This is a genomic window from Variovorax sp. GW821-FHT06D12, assembly GCF_059419205.1.
The window spans coordinates 601468-626278 of sequence record NZ_JBWKRI010000002.1 but is presented as its reverse complement, the minus strand read 5'-3'; the positions used below and the strand labels follow the sequence as shown (position 1 = coordinate 626278).

At 69.4% G+C, this 24811-nt stretch carries 19 protein-coding genes and 1 tRNA gene; 15 read left to right on the top strand and 5 right to left on the bottom strand.

Annotation, left to right across the window (positions count from 1 at the left end):
• Nucleotides 1-301 precede the first annotated feature (301 nt).
• Nucleotides 302-1099, bottom strand: coding sequence for an IclR family transcriptional regulator (locus AC07SQ_RS09385; protein WP_495272043.1), 798 nt, complete (start codon nt 1097-1099; stop codon nt 302-304).
• Between the two features lie 191 nt (nt 1100-1290).
• Here AC07SQ_RS09385 and AC07SQ_RS09380 point away from each other — a divergent pair, with 191 nt between their 5' ends.
• From AC07SQ_RS09380 to AC07SQ_RS09335, 10 genes are read left to right on the top strand one after another with little or no spacing between them, the layout of a single operon-like run.
• Entirely contained in the window at nt 1291-3045 is a 1755-nt protein-coding gene (locus tag AC07SQ_RS09380) for an FAD-dependent oxidoreductase (RefSeq protein ID WP_495272044.1), read from the top strand.
• 33 nt (nt 3046-3078) lie between these two features.
• On the top strand, nt 3079-3855 hold the full coding sequence (locus AC07SQ_RS09375; protein ID WP_495272045.1) for an SDR family NAD(P)-dependent oxidoreductase: 777 nt from the start codon (nt 3079-3081) through the stop codon (nt 3853-3855).
• A 60-nt stretch (nt 3856-3915) separates the two neighbouring features.
• Nucleotides 3916-5115, top strand: coding sequence for an ABC transporter substrate-binding protein (locus AC07SQ_RS09370; protein WP_062469728.1), 1200 nt, complete (start codon nt 3916-3918; stop codon nt 5113-5115).
• Between the two features lie 55 nt (nt 5116-5170).
• Complete coding sequence (locus AC07SQ_RS09365; RefSeq protein ID WP_062469725.1) at nt 5171-6094, top strand: branched-chain amino acid ABC transporter permease; 924 nt, start codon at nt 5171-5173, stop codon at nt 6092-6094.
• Nucleotides 6091-7872, top strand: a complete 1782-nt coding sequence (locus tag AC07SQ_RS09360; RefSeq protein ID WP_495272046.1) for a branched-chain amino acid ABC transporter ATP-binding protein/permease — start codon at nt 6091-6093, stop codon at nt 7870-7872. Before AC07SQ_RS09365 ends, AC07SQ_RS09360 begins: the two co-directional genes overlap by 4 nt.
• 20 nt (nt 7873-7892) lie before the next feature.
• The gene (locus AC07SQ_RS09355) at nt 7893-8603 is read left to right on the top strand and encodes an ABC transporter ATP-binding protein (RefSeq protein ID WP_495272047.1); all 711 of its coding nucleotides are present in this window, start codon (nt 7893-7895) and stop codon (nt 8601-8603) included.
• Between the two features lie 28 nt (nt 8604-8631).
• Entirely contained in the window at nt 8632-9600 is a 969-nt protein-coding gene (locus AC07SQ_RS09350) for an MBL fold metallo-hydrolase (protein WP_495272048.1), read from the top strand.
• Between the two features lies 1 nt (nt 9601).
• Nucleotides 9602-10525 carry a DMT family transporter gene (locus tag AC07SQ_RS09345; protein WP_495272049.1) on the top strand — a complete coding sequence of 308 codons (924 nt, stop codon included), beginning with the start codon at nt 9602-9604 and terminating at the stop codon, nt 10523-10525.
• 9 nt (nt 10526-10534) lie between these two features.
• Nucleotides 10535-11719: an NADH:flavin oxidoreductase/NADH oxidase gene (locus AC07SQ_RS09340; protein ID WP_495272050.1), complete on the top strand. Its 1185-nt coding sequence runs from the start codon at nt 10535-10537 to the stop codon at nt 11717-11719.
• Nucleotides 11716-12435, top strand: a complete 720-nt coding sequence (locus tag AC07SQ_RS09335; protein WP_495272051.1) for an EthD domain-containing protein — start codon at nt 11716-11718, stop codon at nt 12433-12435. The genes AC07SQ_RS09340 and AC07SQ_RS09335 overlap by 4 nt, the downstream gene beginning before the upstream one ends.
• Here the strand turns inward: AC07SQ_RS09335 and AC07SQ_RS09330 are convergent.
• Entirely contained in the window at nt 12398-12799 is a 402-nt protein-coding gene (locus tag AC07SQ_RS09330) for a hypothetical protein (RefSeq protein ID WP_070062744.1), read from the bottom strand. The two genes, AC07SQ_RS09335 and AC07SQ_RS09330, sit on opposite strands and share 38 nt — an antisense overlap.
• A 296-nt stretch (nt 12800-13095) precedes the next feature.
• Between AC07SQ_RS09330 and AC07SQ_RS09325 the strand changes: the two genes are divergently transcribed.
• From AC07SQ_RS09325 to AC07SQ_RS09305, 5 genes are all read left to right on the top strand, one after another.
• Entirely contained in the window at nt 13096-14085 is a 990-nt protein-coding gene (locus tag AC07SQ_RS09325) for an ABC transporter permease (RefSeq protein ID WP_495272052.1), read from the top strand.
• 94 nt (nt 14086-14179) lie between these two features.
• The gene (locus AC07SQ_RS09320) at nt 14180-15190 is read left to right on the top strand and encodes an autoinducer 2 ABC transporter substrate-binding protein (RefSeq protein ID WP_495272053.1); all 1011 of its coding nucleotides are present in this window, start codon (nt 14180-14182) and stop codon (nt 15188-15190) included.
• Nucleotides 15191-15229: 39 nt separating this feature from the next.
• Nucleotides 15230-16843, top strand: coding sequence for a sugar ABC transporter ATP-binding protein (locus AC07SQ_RS09315; RefSeq protein WP_495272054.1), 1614 nt, complete (start codon nt 15230-15232; stop codon nt 16841-16843).
• The gene (locus AC07SQ_RS09310; protein WP_495272055.1) at nt 16840-17871 is read left to right on the top strand and encodes an ABC transporter permease; all 1032 of its coding nucleotides are present in this window, start codon (nt 16840-16842) and stop codon (nt 17869-17871) included. The genes AC07SQ_RS09315 and AC07SQ_RS09310 overlap by 4 nt, the downstream gene beginning before the upstream one ends.
• Nucleotides 17872-17913: 42 nt before the next feature.
• Complete coding sequence (locus AC07SQ_RS09305) at nt 17914-19446, top strand: FGGY-family carbohydrate kinase (protein ID WP_495272056.1); 1533 nt, start codon at nt 17914-17916, stop codon at nt 19444-19446.
• A gap of 26 nt (nt 19447-19472) precedes the next feature.
• Here AC07SQ_RS09305 and AC07SQ_RS09300 read toward each other — a convergent pair whose 3' ends face one another.
• From AC07SQ_RS09300 to AC07SQ_RS09290, 3 genes are all read right to left on the bottom strand, one after another.
• The gene (locus AC07SQ_RS09300; protein WP_495272057.1) at nt 19473-20483 is read right to left on the bottom strand and encodes a LacI family DNA-binding transcriptional regulator; all 1011 of its coding nucleotides are present in this window, start codon (nt 20481-20483) and stop codon (nt 19473-19475) included.
• Between the two features lie 97 nt (nt 20484-20580).
• Nucleotides 20581-20655, bottom strand: a tRNA-Arg gene (locus AC07SQ_RS09295).
• A 58-nt stretch (nt 20656-20713) separates the two neighbouring features.
• Complete coding sequence (locus AC07SQ_RS09290; protein ID WP_495272058.1) at nt 20714-24811, bottom strand: translocation/assembly module TamB domain-containing protein; 4098 nt, start codon at nt 24809-24811, stop codon at nt 20714-20716.

Genomic DNA, 24811 nt, shown 5'->3' with positions numbered 1-24811 from the left:
GCACTGACCGGATCGATCCGCAAAAAAAGCGCCCCGGGAGGGGCGCTGTAACGACGCAAGAAGCGCCGTGAGGAGGAAGCGGGATCGTTCGTCGTGGCTCGTGGCCGGTCAGAGAATGCCGAACACCTTCAGCCCGATGATCACGATCAGCGGGACGCCGCAGAGCCAAAGGATGATGCTTTTCATGACCGGTCTCCGTGAGGTAGGTAGGCCTCTACGGTGGCCGCGTCTGCGGCCCGCGCGTGCGGGATAAGGCAAACCAAGCGCGTGAGCGCCTGCCTACACGGCACGGGCCGGCGGTTCAGCCCGCTTCGTCGGTGGGCACGAAGCCCAGGCGGCGCGAGATTTCGAGTGCGCAGGCCTTCAGCGGCACGGCCACGCGGCCGTTCCAGTCGCTGTCGAAGGTGGCCTCGGGGCCCATGGCCGTGATGCCCAGCACCAGGTTGTTGGTCGAGTCGAACACCGGCGCGCAGAAGGCGTCGATGCCCGGAATCGGCTGGCCCAGCGTGCGCGAGATGCCGTGCAGCCGCGTCTCGACCAGCAGCGCCTCGATCTGCGACTTCGACAGCTCTTCGCTGGCGCCGCGCCCGTCGGCCGGACGCGTGCGCGCCAGGTCTTCGAACATCATCTTTTCCACCACCTTCGGCGGCAGGTAGGCCGCGAACAGCCGGCCCGTGGCCGTGTAGGCCAGCGACATCACGGTGCCGGTGCGCAGGTTCACGTGCAGGGGGTGGATCGGTTCTTCCAGCCGCACCACGGTCGGTCCGAAGTTGCCCCAGACCGCGACCGCGATGCTCTGCTCGGTCTCGGACGCGAGCGCCTCGATGAGGGGCGAGGCTTCCTTGATCGGGTCGAGCCGCTGCAGCTTGGCCAGGCCCAGCTGCAGGGCCAGCGGGCCCAGCTCGTAGCGGCCGGTGCCGTCCTGCACCACGAAGCCGACCTTCAGAAAACTCACCAGGTAGGGGTGCGCCTTGCCGACCGGCACGCCGGCGGCCTTGCCGAGATCGCGCAGCGCCATGGGCGCCACGTGCCGGCCGAGCGCGACCAGCAATTGCGTTCCGATTTCGACGGATTGAATGCCACGTCTTGGCTTTTCCATGGGGCGCCCGGCGTGGGGGTTGAGAGTGGGAGCGAGTATAGCCATCAGGGTTTCTACTGATATTGTCGTGTTCAATCGACGATGACTGATCATCTGATAGTAACTAAACGACTTGACCATATCAACATCGCTGCCTACACTCCGCCGCAACTTAAGTCGTACACACAACACGAGAGCGAACAGAGGCAGAGATGGAACAGAACACGTGGGAATGCGATGTCCTCGTCGTCGGCAGCGGCGCATCGGGCATGGCCACCGCCGTCACGGCGGCGTCGCAGGGTTTGAAGGTGCTGGTGGTCGAGAAAGAGCCGCGCTTCGGCGGCACCACCGCGCGCTCGGGCGGCTGGCTGTGGATTCCGGGCACGCGCCTGGCCACGGAGCAGGGCATCCATGAGCCGCCCGGCGCGGCGCTCGACTACATGAAGCACGAGACCACGACGCACTTCGACGCCGCGCGCGTGGGCGCCTTCCTCGACATGGGTCCCAAGGCCATCGACTTCTTCACGCGCCAGACCTGCGTGCAGTTCGACATGCCGGCCGTCTTCCCCGACTACCACGCCGAAGCGCCCGGCGGCCAGCCCGGCGGCCGCTCGATGGTCACGCGCCCGTTCGACGGCCGCGAGCTCGGTGCGCGCATCAAGCACCTGGCGCCGCCGCTGCCCGAGCTCACGGTGTTCGGGATGATGTTGGGCTCGGGCCCCGAGATCAAACACTTCATGCGGGCCTTCAAGTCGCCGACCTCGTTCTGGTACGTGACCAAGCGCCTGACCCGGCACTTCCTGGACGTGGTGCGCCACGGCCGCGGCATGACGCTGACCAACGGCAACGCGCTGGCCGGCCGCCTGGCCAAGGCCGCGATGGACCTGGACATTCCCGTGTGGCTCTCGTCGCCCGTGAAGAAGCTCGTGGTCGAGTACGACGGCGTCTCGGGCGCCGTGGTGCAGCACGAAGGCAAGACGGTGCGCATCACCGCCAGGCGCGGCGTGGTGCTGGCCTGTGGCGGTTTCCCCTACGACGTGGAGCGCCGCAAGCAGCTGTTCCCGCACGCACCCACCGGCAAGGAGCACTACTCGCCGTCGCCTTCCACGAACACCGGCGACGGCCTGCGCCTGGCCGAGGCCGTGGGCGGCCGCGTCGACGGCACCATCCCGCACGCCGCGGCCTGGGTGCCGGCTTCGGTCACCACGCGACCCGACGGCAGCAAGGGCGTCATGCCGCACTTCATCGACCGCGCCAAACCCGGCGTGATCGCGGTCACGCCCAAGGGCAAGCGCTTTGCCAACGAAGGCAACTCGTACCACGACTTCGTGCAGGCGATGGTCAAGGCCTGCGAGGGCGAGCCCGAGGTCACGGCCTGGCTGCTGTGCGACCACAAGGCGCTGCGCGACTACGGCCTGGGCTGCGTCGCGCCCGCGCCGCTGCCCATCGGCCGCCACCTGAAGACCGGCTATCTGAAGCGCGGCGCCACCATCGGTGAGCTGGCGAAGGAAATCGGCATCGCCCCGGCCGCGCTCGAAGCCACCGTGCAGGAGTTCAACCAGGGCGCGCGCACCGGCGACGACCCCGCCTTCGGCAAGGGCAGCAAGGCCTACAACCGCTACCAGGGCGACGCCAACGTCACGCCGAACCCCTGCGTGGCGCCGCTGGACAACGGCCCGTACTACGCGATCAAGCTGGTCATCGGCGACATCGGCACCTTCGCCGGCCTCGTCACCGACGAGAAGACGCGCGTGCTCGACGCCGACCGCCAGCCGATCAAGGGCCTGTACGCCGTCGGCAACGATGCGGCCAGCGTGATGGGCGGCAACTACCCCGGCGCGGGCATCACGCTCGGCCCGGCGCTCACCTTCGGCTATGTCGCGGGCCTGCAGGTCGCGCAGGCCGAGGCCGCCGTGCCCCTGCACGTCGAACAGCGCGAAGCTGTGGCCGTGCCGCGCGGCGCCTGACCCCGTTCCGATAGTCAACCCAAGGAGCCGACCATGCCCTTTCCTCCTCACGTCGCACCGCGCCTGCTCGAAGGCCGCCTCGCGCTGATCACCGGCGCCGGCCAGGGCAACGGCCGTGCGCTCGCGCTCGGCCTGGCCCAGGCGGGCGCGCGCGTCGTCGTCACCGACATGAACGAAGCCACCGTGGCCGAGACTGCGCAGCTGGTGCGCAGCGAAGGCGGCGAGGCCTGGTCGTTCGTGCTCGACGTCACCGCGCCCGAGGCCTGCCATGCACTGGCCGCGCGCGTGGCGCAAGAGGTCGGCCACGTCGACCTGCTGGTGAACAACGCCGGCATCATCATCCGCGAGACCACCAGCAGCCCGAACGCCGCGGCCAACTGGAAGAAGACCATCGACGTGAACGTGCACGGCACCTTCAACACCACGCTGGCCTTCATTCCCGTGCTCAAGCAGACGAAGGGCTCGATCATCAACATCGCCTCCATCGCCGCCTATGCAGGGCAGGCCGCGAGCCTGGGCTACTCGCCTTCGAAGGGCGCCATCAAGATGCTCACGCAGTCGCTGGCGCAGGAACTCGCGCCGGCCGGCGTGCGCGTGAACGCACTGGCACCCGGCGTGATCGAGACGCCCATGACCGCCGCCACGCGCGAGAACCCGCAGCGCCTCGAGTCGTTCATGACGCGCATCCCGCTGGGCCGCGTCGGCCAGACCGAAGACCTGGTGGGCCCGGTGATCTTCCTGGCGAGCGACATGTCGCGCTACGTCACCGGCATCACGCTGCCGGTGGACGGCGGCTTCCTCGCCGTCTGAGCCACGCCTCTTCCTTTTCGATTTCCCGTTCCCCGTCCGTCAACCCTTAGGAGACAAAGAATGAAAACGATCCGTCTGTACAAGACCCTGCTCGCGACCGCCGCCTTCGCTGCGTTCTCGGCAGGCGCCTACGCGCAAGACATCAAGCTCGGCTACAACGGCGACCTCTCGGCCTCGCCTTCGGCGCAGAGCGGCCAGGCCGCGGTGCTGGGCATGGAAGCGGCCATTGCCGACCTGAACGCCGCCGGCGGCGCGCTCGGACGGAAGTTCACGCTGGTCACGCGCGACGACGTCTCGGCGCCGCCGAAGTCGATCCAGAACATGAGCGACCTGGTCGACAACGAGAAGGTCGTCGCCGTGTTCGGCCCGACCAACTCGGGCAACGCCATGGCCTGGAAGCACATCGCCAACCAGAAGAAGATCCCCGTGCTGGGCAACGTGGGCTCGGGCACCGACATCACCAAGCCGATGAGCGCCGGCGCCGACAACTACATGTTCCGCGTCTCGATGGTCGACCGCGAGCAGGTCGCCGCGCTCATGGCCTACGTGAAGCGCAATACGGCCGGCTCCAAGGTCGTGGGCCTCATGGCCGAGACCACCGGCTACGGCCAGGGCGGCCTGAAGGACATGGAAGAAATCGCCAAGCTGCAGGACATCAAGATCGCGGCCACCGAGCGCTTCGGCGTCGGCGACACCGACATGACCTCGCAGCTGTCCAAGATGAAGGCCGCCAACGTCGACACCGTCGTGGTGTGGGCGCAGGGCACGCCCATCGCGCAGCTGGTGCGCAGCATGGAGAAGATCAACTACTTCCCGCTGACGCTCACCTCGTGGGCGGCCGACAACATCACCTTCTACGACGCGGCCGGCAAGGCGCTGGCCGAGAAGCCGATCTTCATGCGCACCGTGAGCGAAACGCGCACGCCCGTGCAGCAGAAGCTGTTCGACCGCATCGGCAGCAAGCTGAAGGCACCGGGCTCGTTCTCGTTCGCGCTGCACGGCTACGACTCGGTGCTGCTGCTGGCCCAGGCCATGAAGCAGGCCAACAGCACCGACGGCGCCGCCGTGCGTGCCGCGCTCGAAGACCTGAAGACGCCGGTGCAGGGCGTGCTCAAGACCTACGAGAAGCCCTTCAGCAAGACCAACCACGAAGCCTTGACGGCCAAGGACCTGGTCTGGATCCGCTGGAAGGACGGCAAGCTGCTGCCCTACAGCGACGCGCTGATCGGTGCGCTCAAGCCGGCCGACTTCAAGCAATAAACGTCTGAGACAAAGGAGCGGGGCAGGGCCTCGTTCCGCAACGGAGATACACACCATGGTTGAAGCGCTCCTGCAGGCGCTCATCAGCGGGCTCGCCGTCGGCGGTGCCTATGCGCTGGTGGCCCTCGGATTCAGCATCACGTTCACGACGACCAAGACGCTGAACTTCTCGCACGGCGAGTTCGTCTCGGCCGGCGCGTTCATCGGCATGAGCGCGCTGTTCCTCGTGCTGGGCAAGCCGCTCAGTTCCACCACCTTCGGCGACGCCGTGCCCGGCGCGGGCGCACAGCTGTTTGCGCTGGTCGCCGCGCTCGGCGTGATGGGCCTGCTGGGCTGGCTGCTCTACGTGCTCGGCGTGCGTCCCTTCGCGGGCCGCCCGGGCATGGCCTGGGTCATGAGCACGCTGGGCTTCGGCGTCATCCTGCAGAGCGTGGGCCTGGCCATCTGGGGCCCGAAGCCCGTGGTGGTGCCCGCGCCCGTGGGCGACACCGTGATCCGCATGTTCGGCGTGGGCGTGCGCCCGCAGGAACTGCTCACGCTGGGCGTGGCCGTGGTCGTGATGATCGGCTTCGACCGCGTGATGAACCGCACCATGATCGGCAAGGCCATGCGCGCCGTCGCGCAGAACGGCAACGTCGCCAGCCTCATGGGCATCAACACCAACGCCATGATGATCGGCGCCTTCGTCGTCAGCTCGGCGCTGGCGGGGCTGTCGGGCTTTCTGCTCGCGCCCATCGCGCAGGCCTCGCTCTTCATGGGGCTGACCGTGGGGCTCAAGGGTTTTTCGGGCGCCATGATCGGCGGGCTGAGCAACCCGCGCGGCTGCGTCATCGGCGGCTTCCTGCTGGGCGTGCTCGAGTCGATGGTGAACCTCTGGCAGGCGCAGTGGCGCGAGGTCGCGGTGTTCGCGCTCGTGATCCTGGTGCTGGCGTTCCGGCCCACGGGCCTGTTCGGCCGCTCGACGGTGGAGAAGGTATGAAGCGCTTCGCCCATCCCGCCGCCGTGGTGCTGGTGGCGGCCGTGCTGTGCGGCCTGGTCTCGCTGTCCGGCAACGACTACTACCTGCGCATCGCTTTCATGATGTGCGTCTACTACCTGTGCGCGGCCGGCATGAACGTGCTGGTCGGCTACGCAGGCCAGAAATCGCTGGGCCAGGCCGGCCTGTTCGCGGCCGGCGCCTACGCGGTCGCGCTCATCACCTCGCGCACCGAGCTGAGCCCGTGGCTCGCGCTGGTGATCGCGGCGGTTGTCTCTGGCGTTTGCGGCGTGCTCATCGCGCTGCCCTCGCTGCGCGTGAAGGGCCCGTACCTCGCAATGGTCACGCTGGCCTTCGGCATCGTGGTCGAGAAGCTCGTGGGCGAATGGACCGACGTGTTCGGCGGCGCGCAGGGCATCTACGGCATCCGCCCGCTGACCTGGAACGGCCAGCCCCTGAGCAGCGTGCAATGGGTGATCCTGGGCATCGTGCTCAGCGCCGCGCTGCACCTGCTGCTGCGCAACCTGCTGCAGGGCCGCTTCGGCCGCGCGCTGCTGTCGCTGCAGGCGGACGAGATCGCCTCGTCGTCGGTGGGCGTGCGCGTGTACCGCGCCAAGGTCATGGCCTTCGTGGTCGCGGCCGTCACCTGCGGCATCGCGGGCGCGCTCGTGGCGCAGCAGAACCAGTACATCAACTCCGACTTCATCACCTTCCACCTGTCGATCTTCATCCTGCTCCTGGTGCTGTTCGGCGGCGCAGGCTCGATGTACGGCCCCACCGTGGGCGCGGTGCTGCTCACGGCGACCGACGCGCTGCTCGCGCGCTGGCCCTCGGCGCAGCACTTCCTGTACGGTTTCCTGTTGCTGTTCGCGCTGTACGTGATGCCGGGCGGCGTGGTGGGCCTGTTCAACAAGTGGTTCTTGAAGTCGCGCCATCGCGGCGAAGGGGCGGCTGGCAACGGCGTGCCGGGCCAGATCGGTCCCGGCGGCGAAGGCGAGCTGCTGGTGGTGCAGGGCGTGACCAAGTCGTACGGCGGCGTGAAGCCGGCGCAGGACGTGTCGTTTCGCCTGCAGCGCGGCCACATCCACGCGCTCATCGGCCCGAACGGCGCCGGCAAGAGCACCATGATCAACATGCTCACCGGCGTGGTCGAACCCGACGCGGGCGTGATCCGCTTCCTGGGCCGCAACATCGTGGGCCAGCCGGCGCACACCATCTGCTGCCTGGGCATGGGCCGCACCTTCCAGAACCTGCGCCTGTTCGCCGACCTCTCGGTGCTCGACAACGTGATGCTGGGCCGGCACAGCCGCATGAGCAACGGCTTCCTGTCGTCGCTCGTGGCCTGGCCCACGGCCGGCAAGCAGGAGCGCGCCACGCGCGAGCGCGCGCTGCAGCTGCTCGACCTCGTGGGCCTGGGCCACCTGGCGCACTGGCCCGCCGGCAGCCTGCCCTACGGCCTGCAGCGCCGCGTGGAACTGGCGCGCGCGCTGGCCACCGAGCCGCAGCTGCTGCTGCTCGACGAGCCCGCCGCCGGCCTCAACCCGCAGGAGACCGCCGAGCTCGGCGAACTGCTGGTGCGCATCGGCAAGTGCGGCGTGTCCATCCTGATGGTGGAGCACCACATGGACCTGGTGATGTCGATCTCCGACCACGTGATCGTGCTCGACTACGGCGTGAAGATCGCCGAAGGCAAGCCCGCCGAGGTGCAGTCGAATCCGCGCGTGGTCGAGGCCTACCTGGGCGTGGACGACGAAGAAGACATGGCCGCCGTGCCCGCCTGAGCCAGAGGACCGAAACCATCATGTTGAAAATCGAATCGGTGAAGGTCTCGTACGGCGCCATCGAGGCCGTCAAGGGCGTGAGCCTGGAAGTGCGCGCGGGCGAGGTCGTCACCATCATCGGCGCCAACGGCGCCGGCAAGAGCACGCTGCTCAAGAGCATCGTCGGGCTGGAGCCCGTGACCGAAGGCCGCGTGCTCATCGACGGCAAGGACTGCACGCACGTGCCCGCGCACCAGCGCGTGGGCCTGGGCGTGGCGCTGTCGCCCGAGGGGCGCGGCGTGTTCCCCGACCAGACCGTGCGCGAGAACCTGATGCTGGGCGCCTACTCGCGCCGCAGCGACAAGGCCTTCGTGGAGCGCGCCATCGAACGCGAGTTCGCGCGCTTCCCACGCTTGAAAGAACGCGAGCGTCAACTGTCCGGCACGCTGTCGGGCGGCGAGCAGCAGATGCTCGCGATTGCCCGCGCGCTCATGAGCGAGCCGCGCCTGCTGCTGCTCGACGAGCCCTCGCTGGGCCTGGCGCCGCTCATCATCAAGGACATCTTCGATGCCATCCGCCAGCTGCGCAGCTCGGGTCTCACGATCCTGCTGGTGGAACAGATGGCCAAGCAGGCGCTGGGCGTGGCCGACCGCGCCTACGTGCTCGAAACCGGCTGCATCACGCTCGAAGGCTCCGGCCGCGAGTTGCTCGACAACCCCAAGGTGAAGTCCGCCTATCTCGGCACGCACTGACTTTCCCTCTCACTTCAAAGGACCACCCATGACCACCAAGAAATTCGCCAGCCAGGCCGACCTCGAAGAAAAGAAGGTCTCGTTCACCCGTCTCTCGGAGAACGCCTACGCCTACACCGCCGAGGGCGACCCCAACACCGGCGTCTTCATCGGCGACGAGGCCGTGATGGTGGTCGACACCCAGGCCACGCCCGCGATGGCGCAGGACGTGATCCGCCGCATCCGCGAAGTCACGCCGCTGCCCATCAAGTACGTGCTGCTGAGCCACTACCACGCGGTGCGCGTGCTGGGCGCGTCGGCGTACTTCAGGGAAGGCGCCGAGCAGATCCTGGCCAGCCGCGACACCTACGACCTGATCGTCGAGCGCGGCGAGCAGGACAAGGCCAGCGAGATCGGCCGCTTCCCGCGCCTGTTCCGCAACGTCGAGTCGGTGCCCGCTGGCCTCACCTGGCCCACCATGACCTTCGACGGCACGATGAGCGTGTGGCTGGGCAAGAAGCTCGAAGTGAAGATCGCGCAGGTCGGCCGCGGCCACACCAAGGGCGACACCATCGCCTACCTCGAAGACCAGAAGATCTGCTTCGCGGGCGACCTCGTCGAGTACCAGAGCACCGCCTACGCGGGCGACTGCTACTTCCGCGACTGGCCCACCACGCTCGACCGCCTGGCCGGCTTCGGCTTCGAGAAGCTGGTGCCCGGCCGCGGCGCCGCACTGGAAAACGCCGCCGACGTGCGCAAGGCGATTGCCTCCACGCGCGCCTTCATCTCCGACGTCTACACGCTGGTGAACAACGGCGTGGCCGAGGGCAAGTCGCTCAACGTGATCTACAAGGAAACCGTGGCCGCGCTGCGCCCGACCTACGGCCACTGGGTCATCTTCGACCACTGCATGCCCTTCGACGTGACCCGTGCCTACGACGAGGCGACGGGCCACGTGCACCCGCGCATCTGGACCGCGGAGCGCGACATCGAAATGTGGAACGCGCTCGAAAGCTGAGGTGAACCAAGCCGCGCCCTCGCACGGCGCCACGCCCGCGTCCGTGCAGGGCTGGATGCTGCTCGCGATGCTGGTGTGGGGCGTGAACGTCTCGGCCGTGAAGGCGCTCACCGCCTCCTTCGAGACGCTGCCGCTGGCGGCGCTGCGCATGGGCGTGGCGTGCATCGCGCTCAGCGCCATCGTGCTGTGGCGGCGCGGCGGCGTGCCCCGGCTCACGGCGCGGCAGCTCGCGGTGATGGCGGGCTGCGCCTTCCTCATGGTCTACGGCAACCAGATCCTGTTCGCGCAGGGGCTGCTGCGCTCCACCGCCACCAACGGCGCGCTCATCATGGCGCTGAGCCCGCTGGTGTCGGCGCTGATGGCCGCGCTGGTCTTCGGCGAGCGCTTCACGGCGCGCCGCATGGTGGGCGTGGCGCTGGGCTTCGCGGGCGTGGCGGCGGTGGTGCTGAGCCACCCGGGCGCGGGGCTGTCGAGCGCCGGCATCGGCGACCTGATGCTCGCGCTGTCGGTGGTGAGCTTCGCGGTCGGCGGCGTGGGCGTGCAGCGGCTGGCGCGGCAGGTCGATCCGCTGTCGATCAGCTGGGTCATCTACCTCATCGGCACGTTCATGCTCGTGGTGCACACGCTGCTCGGGCCGTCGCGGCTCGGCGCGGCGCAGCTCTTTCCCGGCCTGTGGCCGTGGGCGCTGGTGCTGTTCTCGGGCATCGCGGCCACCGCCGCGGGCAACCTCATCTGGAACCGTGCGATCTCCGTCATCGGCGTGGCGCGCACGGCCGTCTTTCTCTACTGGGTGCCGGTGTTCGGCGTGCTGTTCGCGGCGCTGCTGCTGGGCGAAGTGCTCACGTGGTGGCACCTGTTCGGCTTTGCGGCGGTGATGAGCGGCACCTGGCTCGGCACGCGGCCGGTGGCTGCGCCGGCCCCTTGATTCCTTCACATGCCTGATTCTTCTCTTCCCCTGCTGCTCCAGCCCTTGCAGCTGCGCGAGCTCACGCTGGCCAACCGCATCGTCATCTCGCCCATGTGCCAGCACGCCGCCGAGCGCGGCCATGCCACGCCGTGGCACCTGGTGCACCTGGGCAAGTTCGCGCTCGGCGGCGCGGGCCTGATCCTCACCGAGAGCACCGCCGTCGATCCGCGCGGGCGCATCGGCACCGCCGACCTCGGCCTGTGGAACGACAGCCAGATCGCGCCGCTGAAGGCCGTGGTCGACTTCGTCCACGCGCAAGGCAGCGCCATCGGCGTGCAGCTCGCGCACGCGGGCCGCAAGGCCGGCAGCGAGCCGCTGTGGGAGGGCGGGGCGGCCATCGACCCGGCGCGCATGGCGGCCGATGAAGAACCTTGGGAGCGCCTGGGCCCCAGCGCGCTCGCGGCCGGCCCCGGCTGGTCGGCCCCGCGCGCGCTCGATGCCGCCGACATGGCCGAGGTTGTGCAGCGTTTTGTCGATGCTACCGTGCGCGCCGACCAGGCCGGCTTCGACGTCGTCGAGCTGCACTTCGGCCACGGCTACCTGGTGGCGAGCTTCCTGTCGCCCAACGCCAACCACCGCGACGACGCGCTCGGCGGCAGCCGCGAGAACCGCATGTCGCTCGCACTGGAAATCGCGCAGCGCGTGCGCGCCGCATGGCCCGCCGGCAAGCCGCTGTTCTGCCGCCTTTCGGCCGTGGACGGCACGCTCGATGGCTGGAACCTCGACGACTCGGTGGTGCTCGCGCGCGAGCTGAAGCGCTGCGGCGTCGACGTGATCGACTGCTCGTCGGGTGGCCTCACCGAAGAGACGCGCGCGCTGCCCGTGCCGCGCGGCTTGGGCTTCCAGGTGCCTTTCTCTGAGCGCATCCGGCGCGAGGCCGGCGTGGTCACGCAGGCCGTCGGGATGATCGTCGACGCGCAACAGGCCGAGGCCGTGCTCGCCGCCGGGCAGGCCGACCTCGTCGCGCTCGGCCGCGAAGCCCTGTTCGACCCCTACTGGCCGCACCACGCGGCCGCCGCGCTCGGCGCCGACCCGCAGTACCAGCGCTGGCCCGTGCGCCACGGCGTGTGGCTCGCCAAGCGTGCGCCCGGCCTGGCGCGTGCGCGCGCCGAAGCGCAGAACGCGCCACCCCACAAGGAGACCGACCGATGACCGACCCCACGACGACGACCCTGCGCATGGGCCTGATCCGCAAGCAGTCCGGCTGGACCGACGAGGCCTTCAGCCGCCACTGGCGCGAACGCCACGGCCCGCTCGTCGCGCGCCTGCCCACGCTGCGCGCCTACCGCCAGAACCGCGTGACCGACCGGCTGCAGCGCGGCATCGACTTCGCACGCGGACCGTGGGACTTCGATGGTTTCTCGCAGCTGCAGTTCGATGCGGCGGCGCAGGCCGATGCGGCCTTCAACACGGGTGAGCTGGCGGCGGAGATCCGCGCCGACGAGCGGCACTTCCTGGGTGGGCTGCACATCGTGACGGTCGAGCAGACCGAGGTCATTGCGCCGCCATCGCCCGCGTCGTCGGCGGGGCCGGCGATGCTCAAGCGCATCTCGACCCTGCGCCGCCCGGTCGCGCAGTCGGAAGAAGACTTCCGCCGCGAATGGAAGGTGCACGCCGACCACGTGCGCCGCATGCCCGGCGTGGCCGGCTACCGACAGAACGTCGTGGTCGCGCGCGAGTTCGAGAAGGGCACGCCCTGCGGTTACGCCGAGCTGCCGATCGACGGCATCGTGGAACTGTGGTTCGAGAACACCGACACGCTGAACGCCGCCTTTGCTTCGCCCGAAGGCCAGCGCACCATGGCGCACGCCAAGACCTTCCTGGCGGAGATCACGGCCTTTGTGGTGGAGGAGTTTCGGGTGGTGTGAAGGCCGACGCGAGCCCGTAGTGCACCGACGTGCTCAGGGCCGGGATCACCGGGTGGTGCGAGACAGGGTGCGATGCGCGCGCGGGCACCGTGCCGATGGGCGCGATCTCGCGGGGTCGCTGCACCGGCGGGGCTTCCGGTTCGTCGCTGCGCCCGGGCGGCTCGGGCAGGAACACCCCGCGCCGCAATGACCAGATGCAGGCGCCGAGGCGCAGCAGCTTCTCGACCTTCACGTCATGCGCCGGATCGTCCGGCGACTCCTGCGCGATCAGCTCGCCCAGCTGCGTGAGTGCATCGGCGGGCGTCATGCCGCGCCCGATCCGTGCCACTTCCACCATGGCCGCCAAGGCCTCGGTCTTGTTCATCGCTTGCCCCCTGTTGCTTGTCTCTTGCTACGAAGGACAGCATGCCGTTACGCGGTGCATCCAAAAGTAGTCCGGCGCGCCGTCGGGTCGTCGATTGAAATCTCGTCGCTGCGCGGGGCGGGGCGTACGCCTGGCACCGGGAGGATTCGTGCGCGCAGGGTCGCCTGAGGTAAACCCTGATGACTGGCAAGTTCGCGCTCGATACGATTTCCTGCAATTGCACAATCGATTGTGCAAAACACCCACTCCAACCCTTTTGCCGTCGCAGGCCTCGCGCCCTGTGCCACCGCCAGATCATGAAGTTCGGCCTGCCTCGCGACCCGCAGCTGTCGTTCCTGCTGCTTGTGAACCTCCTGGTGATCGCGGGCGCGACCGTCTGGTCCGGCGGGCAGTTCGCCAGCACGGACAACCTCCAGTCGATGGCCAGCCAGCTGCCCGAGATCGGCCTGCTGGCCATCGGCGTCATGCTCACGATGATTTCCGGCAACGGGGGCATCGACCTGTCGGGCGCCGCGATGGCCAATCTCGCCGGCGTGGTCGGGGCGCTGGTGGCGCCGCAGTTCGTATCGCCCGACGACGCGCCGGTCCTGTTCACCGTGCTCTTCGCCGCCGTGGCCCTGGTCACGGGTGTCGTCGGCGGGGCGTTCAACGGACTGCTCATTGCCCGCCTGGGCCTCACGCCGATCCTGGCCACGCTGGGCACCCAGCTGCTGTTCACGGGCATCGCCGTGGTCCTGACCAACGGCTCCGCCATGCGGCTCGGCTACGTGGAGCCGCTGTCAGCCATCGGCAACGACACGGTGCTCGGCATTCCCATCGGCTTCGTCCTCTTTTTCGCGGCCACGCTGCTGCTGGGACTGGTCCTCGGCCGCAGCGCCTACGGCGTCCGGCTGTACCTGATGGGCACGAACCCGAAGGCGGCGCGCTATGCCGGCATCTCTCCCACGCGGGTCCTCCTGAGCACCTACATCCTCAGCAGCGTGCTGGCCGCGCTGGCGGGCGTGCTCATCGCATCGCGCACCGCGAGCGTGAAGTGGGACTACGGTGGGTCGTACCTGCTCATCACCATCCTGATCGCCGTGATGGCCGGCGTGAGGCCTTCCGGCGGGTACGGCCGCATGACCTGCCTCTTCTTTTCCGCCACGGCGCTGCAGGTCCTGTCGAGCGCATTCAACCTGGTGGGGATCTCCAGCTTTTTCCGCGACTGCGCCTGGGGACTGATGCTGCTGCTCTTCCTGGCGTCGTCGCGTTTCGAAATCAGGCACTGGCTGCGGCCCCGGGGCTGACCCCGGGGGCGTTCATTCACTGAAGGCTTTGGCGCAATCCCCTCTTGTGCCGGGCACGTGTATCGACAGGGGGGCATTCAAGGAGACATCAACGATGAAGAGCACGAAGAAACTGATCCGATGCACGCTGGGAGTGGGCGTGGTGGCCATGGCCGCGGGAGCGGCGCAGGCGCAAGCCCAGGAGCAGACCATCGCCACCGTGGTGAAGATCACCGGCATCAGCTGGTTCAACCGCATGGAAGAAGGGGTGAAGGCGTTCGGCTCCGCCAATGCCGGCGTCAAGACGCTGCAGGCAGGGCCCGGCCAGGCCGACGCCGCGCAGCAGTTGCGCGTGATCGAGGACCTCGTGGCCAAGAACGTCAGTGCGATCGCGGTCGTGCCCTTCGACCCCCCGACGCTCGAGCCGGTGCTCAAGCGCGCCATGGACAAGGGCATCAAGGTGGTCACGCACGAAGCCGACAACCAGAAGAACACGCAGATCGACATCGAGGCCTTCGACAACGCCGACTACGGCGCGCGCCTGAACGACCGCATGGCCGAATGCATGAAGAAAAGCGGCAAGTGGACTTCCTTCGTCGGCTCGCTGGGCAGCCAGTCGCACGTGCAGTGGGCCAATGCCGGTGCCGCGAACGCATCGAAGAAATACGCGGGCCTGCAACTCGTCGCCGCCAAGAACGAATCGTTCAACGACGCGACCAAGGCCTACGAGAAGACCAAGGAGCTGTTGCGCAAGTACCCCGACCTCAAAGGCTTCCAGGGTTCGTCGTCGCTCGACGTCCTGGGCATCGGCCGCGCGGTGGAAGAGGCGGGGCTGCAGGGCAAGGTGTGCGTCTACGGCACCGGCTTGCCCGGGGAGGCCGCCAAGCTCCTGGAGTCCGGCGCCATCACGGGCATTTCCTTCTGGGACCCGAAGGACGCCGGCATCGTCATGAACAAGATGGCCAAGCTGCTGCTCGACGGCAAGAGCCCTGAAACCGGCATGGACCTGGGCGTCAAGGGCTACGAGAAGGTCCAGGTGACCAAGGGTCCGGGGCGCGGCGTCATTGTCCGCGGCCAGGCCTGGGTCGACGTCGACAAGAGCAACTACAAGCAATACCCGTTCTGAGGCCCCTGGCTCCGAGCGCATTCGAGCGAGAACTGAAGCATGGCGTCCACCGGGGTTGTCCAAGAGGCGCGCGCGTCCGCGCGCGAACACGAAGCCGCAGGCACGGCAACCGCGGCCGCCGCCGACCCGGCGTTCCTGGAGGTGGTGGGCGTCCACAAGCGCTTTGCAGGGGTGCATGCGCTGCGGGGCGTCTCGCTGACCGTCCGGGCCGGCGAGGTCTATCACCTGCTGGGAGAGAACGGGTGCGGCAAGAGCACCCTGATCAAGATCATCTCAGGCGTGCAACCGCCCGATGAAGGCGAGCTGCGCATCCAGGGCGTGCGCTTCAGCGCGCTGTCGTCGCTGGATTCGCTCACGGCCGGCATCGAGACGGTCTACCAGGACCTCTCGCTGCTGCCCAACCTGAGCGTCGCCGAGAACATCGGGCTGACCGAGCAGCTCGTCGCGAACCGGGGACGTTTGTCTCGCCTGCTGGACCGCCGGAAGCTGGCGCAGACCGCCTGCCGCGCGCTGGCGACGGTGGGCCTGCCCGACACGGCGGACTTCCAGGCCACGCAGGTGGAGTCGCTGCCCATCGCGACCCGGCAACTGGTCGCCATCGCACGCGCCATTGCCACGAACGCGCGCATGGTGATCATGGACGAGCCGACCACCGCGCTCACCCGGCGCGAAGTGGAGAACCTCATCGCCGTGGTGCGAAGGCTGCAGTCGCGCGGTGTCGCGGTGCTCTTCGTGAGCCACAAGCTGGACGAGTGCTACGCCATCGGCGGCGAGGTCATCGTGATCCGCGACGGCCAGAAGGTGGCGCAAGGGCCCATCGCCGATTTCGACAAGGCGGAACTGGCGCGCCTCATGACGGGGCGCGACATCGCCACCCGGCGATACCGAACCACGCCGACCGGCGGCCCGGTGCTCCTGGCGGTTCGGGGCCTGGGCCGGCGCGGCGCGTTTGCCGACGTCGGATTCGAGCTGCGCGGCGGCGAGATCCTCGGTGTGACGGGCCTGCTCGACTCGGGGCGCAACGAACTCGCACATGCACTCGCCGGCGTGGCGCCGGCAGACAGCGGCTCGATCGAACTCGACGGCCAGGCCATCGCCCTGCGCCAGCCCGCGGACGCGATCGCGCGGGGCATCGGCTACGTACCGGAAGACCGGCTCGGCGAAGGCCTGTTTCTCGACAAGCCCATCCAGGACAACATCGTCTCGGTCGTGATCTCGAAACTGAGGGGTCGCCTGGGGCTGCTGGAGCCGCGGCGCGGCCAGGCCATGGCCGAAACCATCGTGCGCGACCTGCAGATCGCGACGCCCGACGTGCGGCGTGCGGTGCAGTCCTTGTCGGGCGGTAACCAGCAGCGCGTGCTGATCGGTCGCTGGCTGACCATCCAGCCGCGCCTGCTGATCCTGCATGGCCCGACCGTCGGCGTGGACGTGGGGTCGAAGGACATCATCTATCGCCTCGTCCAGCGCCTGGCCGACGCCGGGATGTCCGTGATCCTGGTCAGCGACGACCTGCCCGAACTGCTGCAGAACTGCGACCGCATCCTGTTGATGAAGAAGGGGCGGCTGGTCTCGCAGTTCGATGCGCAGCAACTGGACGAAAGCGCGCTGTATCGGGCGCTGCTGTCCGACACCCTTCCGAAGAGCACCCCATGACGGCCACGACATCGACAGAGACCCGCAGCGTGACGGCCGTTGCGGCGCCCGCGCACCCACGTCGTCTTTCGACGGCGCGCCCCGAGTTCTTCACCGCGTCGATGATCGCGCTGGTCGCGATCGCGGTCGCCATCATCAACCCCGACTTCCTGCAGGTCGGGACGCTCTTCGACATCCTGCGTTCCTGCACGGTGGTCGGCATCTTTGCCCTGGGCGTGCTCGTCGTGCTGGCTGCGGGTGGCATCGACGTCTCTTTCACCGCGATCGCTGCGCTCACCATGTATGCGATCACCAAGGTGGTCACGCTATGGTGGCCCCATGCGCCGATGCCGCTCATCCTGTTGGCGGGCGCCCTCGGCGGCGTGCTCCTGGGCATGCTGAACGGCTGCCTCGTCGATTGGCTGAAGGCGCCGTCGCTCATCGTCACCATCGGCACCCAGTACCTGTTCCGGGGCTTCCTCCTGACGTTCATCGGAACGGTGTTCTTCATGGAGATCCCCGATCCGATGGACAGCTTCGGCCGCGCGGCGCTGCTGCGCCATGCCACCGATCGAGGCGCCATGTCCGTGCTGCCCGCATCGGTCCTCGTTCTCGCGGCGGCCGCGATGCTCACCTGGTTCATCCTCAATCGCACGCTCATGGGACGCGCGGTGTATGCCATCGGCGGCAATCTCGGCATTGCCGAGCGCCTGGGGTTCCGGCTGCGCGTGGTGCACATGTTCGTGTTCGGCTACGCGGGCCTGCTCGCCGGCATTGCCGGCATCGTCCATGTCTCGAGCAACCGGCTGGCCAACCCTTTCGATCTCGTCGGCACGGAGCTCGACGTGATCGCGGCCGTGGTGCTCGGCGGTGCCCGCGTGACGGGAGGCAACGGCACGGTCTTCGGCACGCTGCTGGGCGTGCTGCTGGTCACGTTGATCAACAACGTGCTCATCCTGGCGGGGGTGCCCAGCACGTGGCAGAAAGTCATCGTGGGCGCGTTCATCCTCGTCGCCGGCACGCTGTTCTCGATTCGGCGAACGCGCTGATCCCGGGGTCGCACCCTTGTCCTCCTGATCGCACCCGCACCCATGAAGCACGCATTGCTCGGCATCGACGTCGGCACCTACAGCAGCAAGGCCACCCTCACGACCTTCGAGGGACGGATCCTCAACACCGTCACCATCCCGCATGACATCAGCCTGCCGCGCCCCGGCCATGTCGAGCAGGACGCCGACAAGGTCTGGTGGCATGACGTGTGCACGCTGTGCAAGATGGTGGTGGACGGCACCGGCCTGAGCGGCAGCGACATCGCCGCCGTCGCGGTCAGTGCCATCGGCCCCTGCGTGGTGCCGCTCGATGCCAGCATGCGTCCGCTGCGGCCCGCCATCCTGTACGGCGTGGATGTGCGGGCAGAGAAAGAAATCGCGGAGATCGAGGCGGAGCTCGGTGCCGCCGCCATTCGCGCGTTCTCGCTGATGGACCTCACCAGCCAGGCCATCGGGCCGAAGATCCGCTGGATTCGCAAGCACGAGCCCGAGGTCTGGGCGGCGACCCGGTACCTGGCCACGGCCAGTTCCTACCTCGGCTACCGCCTGACGGGCCGGCACTGCATCGACCGGCACACGGCCAGCCACTACATGCCGCTGTACAACCCCGCGACCGGCACGTGGGACGCACGCTTCCATCATTCGTTCGTGCCACTGGACGCGCTGCCGCGCCCGGCCTGGTCGGACGAGATCGCCGGCGAGATCAGCACGCAGGCCGCGGCAGCCACCGGCCTGTCGGTGGGGACGCCGGTGGCCGTGGGGGCCGTCGATGCGCTGAGCGAAGCGATCAGCGTGGGCGCGGTCGCACCGGGCGACCTGATGGTGATGTACGGAAGCACCACCTTCTTCGTCCTGGTGCAGGACCAGCCAACACCCGATCCGCGGGTGTGGACCGTGGCGGGCGCGTACGAGGGGCAGTTCAACCTGGCCGCGGGCATGAGCACCACCGGCAGCCTCACACGCTGGTTCAAGGACGAGCTGGCACGCGACCTGGAAGAGCCCGGCGGCTATGCCACGCTCTTCGAAGGCGCCGCCCGCGTCGCGCCGGGTGCGGGCGGCCTGCTGGTGCTGCCGTACTTCAGCGGGGAACGAACGCCCATCAACGACACGCGTGCCAGCGGGGTCATCGCGGGGCTGAGCCTGTCTCACTCGAGGGAGCAGCTCTTCCGGGCGGTTCTGGAAGGCGTGGGCTTCGGCGTGCGCCACAACCTCGAAGCCTTTGCCGACATCGGCGCGAAGGTCAACCGGGTGGTCGCCGTGGGCGGCGGCGCGCAGGGCAACACCTGGCTGCAGATCGTCTCCGACATCACGCAGGTCGAACAGGAAGTGCCGGCCGTGACCGTGGGCGCGAGCTTCGGCGACGCATTCCTGGCCGGCTGCGCCGCCGGCCTGATCCGCCGCAGCGACATCGCGCAGTGGGTCCGGCCCGGGCGCCGCATCGTTCCCGATCCGTCGCGCCGCGCGGTGTACGACCGCATGTACGCGCAGTACCGCAAGCTCTACGACGGCACCCGCGACGTGATGCACGCGTTGAAGGCGATGGCGTCGGACGAGGCGGGGTCAGGGCCGGCCTAGCCCGGCCGCGGGGCCGACAGCCCGGCTCAGGTTTCAATCAGCTCGGGCCGGATCTGAATGAGCTCGCCGGGGTCGAAGTGCCCCGAGTCGATGATCTCGAAGGCCTTTCCGAGCAGGCCGGGAATGTCCTGCCGGACCATGAGCAGGGGAAAGCTCAGGCAGATCGCGAACGGATCCCAGTCGTAGCTGCCGATGGCGCACTGGTGGACTTCGTCGAGCGGCAAGGTCTTGAGGAACCGCACCACGCCCTCCAGAGCGATGGTCGAGTTGACGAACAGCCCGCGCGGCAAGCCCCCCAGGCGCGCGTACAGCGCCCGCATCGACACTTCCGCCTGGTCCGCTTCGTAGCCGCAGGCGTCGATGTCCGCGCTGTCCAGGCTGCCGAACGCGTCGGTGATGGCGTCCGAGAAACCTTCGATGCGTCGCGCCGTGTTGTGGTCGCCCGGAATGCCGCCGACGAAACAGAACCGGTTGCGCCGGGACGCCCGCGGCACCTTGGACCGTGCGACGAGCCGCGCCGTGAGTTCACGCGCGCCCCAGCGGTTGTCGGAGACGACAGAGGGCGCGAGCTTGCCCGGCAGGTCGACGTTGAGGTGCGCGATGCCGTGGTGCGAGCAGATCCGGCTCACCGCATCCGGCGCGGTGGCACCGGTCACCAGCAGGTACTCGATCTGGTAGGAGATCAGCGTGCGCGCCGTCTCTGCCTCGAGCTTCGGGTCGCGCAGCGTGCTGACCACGATGGGATAGAGATGCCGCTCGCGCGCCAGACGTTCGAAGGTTTGCGACATGGCGCTGAAGAAGCGGTTGTCGTGCATCGGAATGACCATGCCGATCAAGCCGGAGCGCTTGCGCCGCAAGCCGCTGGCCTGGCGGTTGAGCGTGTACTTCAGGTCCTTGGCGAGCGCCAGCACGCGCATGGCCGTTTCCTCGCCGATGCGGCGACTCTTCCAGGTGCCGTTCAGGATCGCGCTGACCGTCGACGCGGAGGTTTCGGCGATGCGCGCCAGATCGTAGATGGTCGGTTCGCGTCGGGTCATCGGTCTTGCCCGGCGGCGCGGCCACCAGGTCCTTGCGTGGCAGGGGGGCAAGAGCGGTCGGCGTCGAACTTCCGGTTCATCGAAATCAACGGTCTCATGGTGCCTTCGACAGGAATCGAACCTGTATCTGAGTCTTAGGAGGACCCCGTTCTATCCATTGAACTACGAAGACGGTGTGCGCTGTTGCAGCGCGGCCCGCACTTTACCAGCTTGGGGTGTCCCGGCCGCCCTCAGTCGTACTTCACCGTATAGATCAGGTCCACCCCGCTCGTCTGCCCCGCCTGGCCCCGCAGCGTGAGGCGCTTGGTCAGGTCGTAGAAGATGAAGAGGGTGCCGAAGGTGCCGCCCAGACTGCGTTCGTAGGTGATGTAGAAGTCTTTGGACAACCGCTTGCCCAGCGTGACGGCCGACTCGCGCAGGTCGCCGCCGTTGCCGGGGCCCTTGAAGCCGAGTTCGTCCAGGCCGAAACGGCTGGCCAGGCTGCCGCCGGTGGTGGTGCCGCCGATCTTGCCGAGCAGCGACAGGGCGGCCTGCTGCAAGAGGGCCGACTCGCCGCCGCTGGTGGCCGAGGCGCGGCCCAGGATGACCCATGACAGCGTCTCGGCGTCGGACAGCGCGGGCTCGGCATAGAGCTTCACGCGCGGCGACTGCGCGGAGCCGGTGATCTGCACGCCGGCGCGCTGCGCGATGTTCGGGCGGATGGCCAGGATGTCGAGCGCGGGGTTGTCGAAGGGGCCGTTGAAGCGCGCGATGCCGGTCTCGACGTCGAGCTGCTGGCCGTAGGCGCGGTACTGGCCCTTGACGGTCTTCACCTCGCCGGTGATGCGCGGCGGGGCATCGAGGCGGGTGCTGCGGATTTCCAGTTCGCCCTCGAGCCGGGTGGTGATGCCGCGGCCCTGCACGGCGAAGTCGTCGCCGAGGTCGAAGGTGACGACGATGTCGGGCGGCTTGGCGGTCTGGGGCTTGGCGGCCTTGGCCGCCTGGGCGTCGGCCTTGGCGGATTCGCGCTGCGCGGCCTCGGCGGCGGCCTTGTCCTTGGCGGCCGAGCGCACGACGACATCGCTGCCCAGGCTGGGCGCGGTCTCGTCGGGCAGGATGATGACGGCGCGGTCGGTCTTGAGCTTGCCGCGCACGTTGAACTGGCCGTCGTCCAGCCGTGCCTGCAGGTTGCCCGACAGCGACACCTGGCGGTCGGTGCGCACCAGCACGCGCAGGGCGCGCAGCTCGGCCTGCAGCGCCATGCGGATGCCGGTGCTGGTCGCGCTGTTGTTGCTGCCCCAGCTGATGTCGCCGCGCGCGGTGAGCGAGCCGCCGTCGGTGCGCGCTTCGCTGGCGGCGGTGCTGCGGTTGCCGCTCTGGCCGCCGATGCGCGCGTTGCTGCCGGCGCCGCCCTTGAGCGTGAACTCGGTGATCTCCAGGCGGTCGCCGGTGAGCGAGGCGCGCAGGCGGCCGTCGCGCAGGTCGAGGCCTTCGACCGGTGCGCGCAGCGCGAGCTGGTCGGCGCCGAGCGTGCCGTTCCAGCGCGGCGCGGTGCGGTTGCCCGACAGGGTGGCGTTGGCGTCGAGCGTGCCGGCGATGCGCCAGCCAGGCGGCGCGAGCATGGACCACACGCCCAGGTTGGGCAGCGCGGCGCGCAGGGTGCCGTTGAGCGGCGCGTCGGGCGCCCACTGCCAGCCGCCGCTGCGCTGCTGCATGCGGGTGCCGAGTTCGGCGTCGAGGCGGCCGGCGCGTTCGCTGTCCCAGGCCAGGGTGGCGCGCACGGCGTCGCCCTGCGCGTCGAGCTGCAGTTCGGCGCGGCGCAGGCCGGCCGGGGTGGCGGTGACGTCGACGCCGTTGACCTCGTTCTTGCCGCTGGCCGAGCTCATGGTGCGTTCGCTCGCGGTGCCGGTTCCGGTGCTGGTGATGCGGGTGACGAGCGCGGCTTCGCCGGCCTGCACGCGGATGTCGCCGCTCTGGCGCGCGAGCCGGGCCTTGGCGCGCAGGGTGTCGCCGGCGTCGATGTCCCAGTCGCCGTTGAACAGCAGGTCGCCGCTGATGCCGAGTTCGCTCAGCGTGGCGTTGGCGCCGAACGCGCCGGCCCAGGCCATCGGCAGGCCCTGCATCTGGCCCTTGGACTGCAGGCGGAACACGCGGTTGGGCGCGGCGCCGCTCTGGTTGAAGCGCAGCGGCTGCCAGTCGATGCGCACGGTGCCGGGCAGCGGGCCGCGCAGGGTGGCGTCGGCGCCGGAGGCTTCGACGTCGAGGCGGTTGTCGGCGGCGCGCACGGTGGCCGTGACTTCGCGGCCCAGCTCCAGCACCCAGGGGCCCTGGCCGGGGCGCGCGGTGGCGGTGTCTTGCGCCTGCAGGCGCAGGCTGGCGAGGGTGGCGCGCCACTGGTTGGCGCTGGCGAGGCCGCCGCTGGCACGGGTGTCGAGCGCCAGCTTCTGCGTGCCGGTGGTGGCTTCGCCCTTGAGCGTCAGCGTGGCCTGGGCGATGCTGCCGGCGAGGTCGGCTTGCAGCGCGCGCAATTGCACGCTGGTGGCCGCGCCGCCGGGTTGGGCGGCGGGCAGATTCAGGTCGAGGCGCGGCACGGCGAGCGCGGCCTTGAGGCTGGGTTCGGCGCTGCCGCGCGCGGTGGCGGCGCCGGGGTTCTCGATGCGGCGCTGCACGGTCTGCCAGCCGCCTTGCCAGCTGGCGTCGAGCCGGGCGCTGCCCTTGGCGCTGGCGTTCGCGAACACGGCTGACAGGCCCGGCAGGCCTTGCACCCAGCGCTGCATCGCTTCGGCGTCGTCGATGCGCGCCTGGAGGTCGCCGCCGCCGGTGGTGGGCGCGATGCGGCCGTCGAGCTGCGCGCCGCCGCCCGGCAGCGAGAGGGCGAGCTTGCCGCTGGCGGCCTGCTCGGCCACGCGCACCTGCAGCTTGCCGTCGATGCTGGCGCGCATCGCTTCGACGCGCAGTGTGCGCAGGTCGAGCACCTGGTCTTTCCACTGGCCCTGCGCCAGCGCGCGGTCCAGGCCGAAGCCGGGCAGCGCCTTGCTGCCGGCACCGCCGTTGCCTTCGGCGCGGAGGGCCACGTCGAAGACGAGGGTGTCGGAATCTTCGGCCTGCCGCGCGCTGACCTGTCCGCCGACGGGCGCGCCCGACAGCTCGCTGTACAGCGCGCCGGGCCGCACGCCGCGCACGGTGGCGCGCACCTGCCAGGGCGAGGGCGCGGGGCTCCAGCTGCCTTCGGCGTCGATGCGGCCGCCGCCCGCGCGCACGGTGGCTTCGGGCACGGTCCAGGTCGTGCCGTCGAAGCCGACCTGCGCCTCGACCTGCTCGACCGGCAGCTTCTGCTCGTCCCACGGGCCGGCGACGGCGTTGCGGATGTCGGCCGAGGCCTTCCACGCGGCGGGGCCCGTGGCGGCGTCGGGCGCGAGCTCGACGGTGCCGGTGAGCCGGGTTCGGGGCGCGCCGGGCCAGAGGCTGGCGGCGTCGACGTTGCGCAGGTCGGCCTTGGCGTCGATCACGGGCTGCGGCAGCCAGGGCGCGATCTGCGCGCGCAGCTGGGCGGCCATGGGCGCCTCGGCGTCGGGCTCGGTGGGCTGCAGGTCGGCGGCGACCTGCAGGCGCGCCTCGGGGCCGGCCAGCGTGCCTTTCACGGAGGCCTTGGCCTGCACCTCGATGTGGCGGTCTTCGGCGAGCGGGGCCTTCACGCGGCCGTCGAGCGTGGCGTCGAGCGCCATCGGCGCCGGGCCCTGCAGCCGCACGCGGGCGCTGTAGTGGCCGTCGGCGATGTCGACGCCATCGATGTCCAGCGCGTGCTGCGCGCCGAGGTAGCTGTAGCGGCCGGCGAGGCCTTTGGCTTCCAGCGCGGGCGGTCCGGCCCAGCGCACCTCGTCGATGCGGAAGGGCACCTCGGCCACTTCAACGGGCAGCGCGACCTGCGTGAGCGGCTCGGTCGGCGCGTCGCTGGGCGGGCCGCGGCGTTCGATCGACAGGCTCGCCGCGTGGATCTCGCCGAGCTGCACCTTGCGCTGGAACAGCGGGGCGAGCTGCCAGCCGAGCGTGGCGTCGTTCACCTCGACCGCGAGGCTCTCGCTTTGCCACTTGAGCCAGCCGATGCGCCCGCCGGTGCGCAGCGAGCCCGTCACGTCGCGGCTCTCGAGCGTCTGGCCCGCGGGCAAGCGCTGCGCGGCCTGCGCGAGCGCGAAGGCCAGCGATGTGTTCGAACCGAGCCACCACCAGGTGCCCGCGGCGAGCAGCAGCACGACGAGCAGCAGGCCCGTCAGCGTCCAGCCCAGCACGCGCAGCACGCGGCGGGTGCGCGAGCGGGGACGGGGCGTGGCTGTGGTGGGCGTGGACGGCAT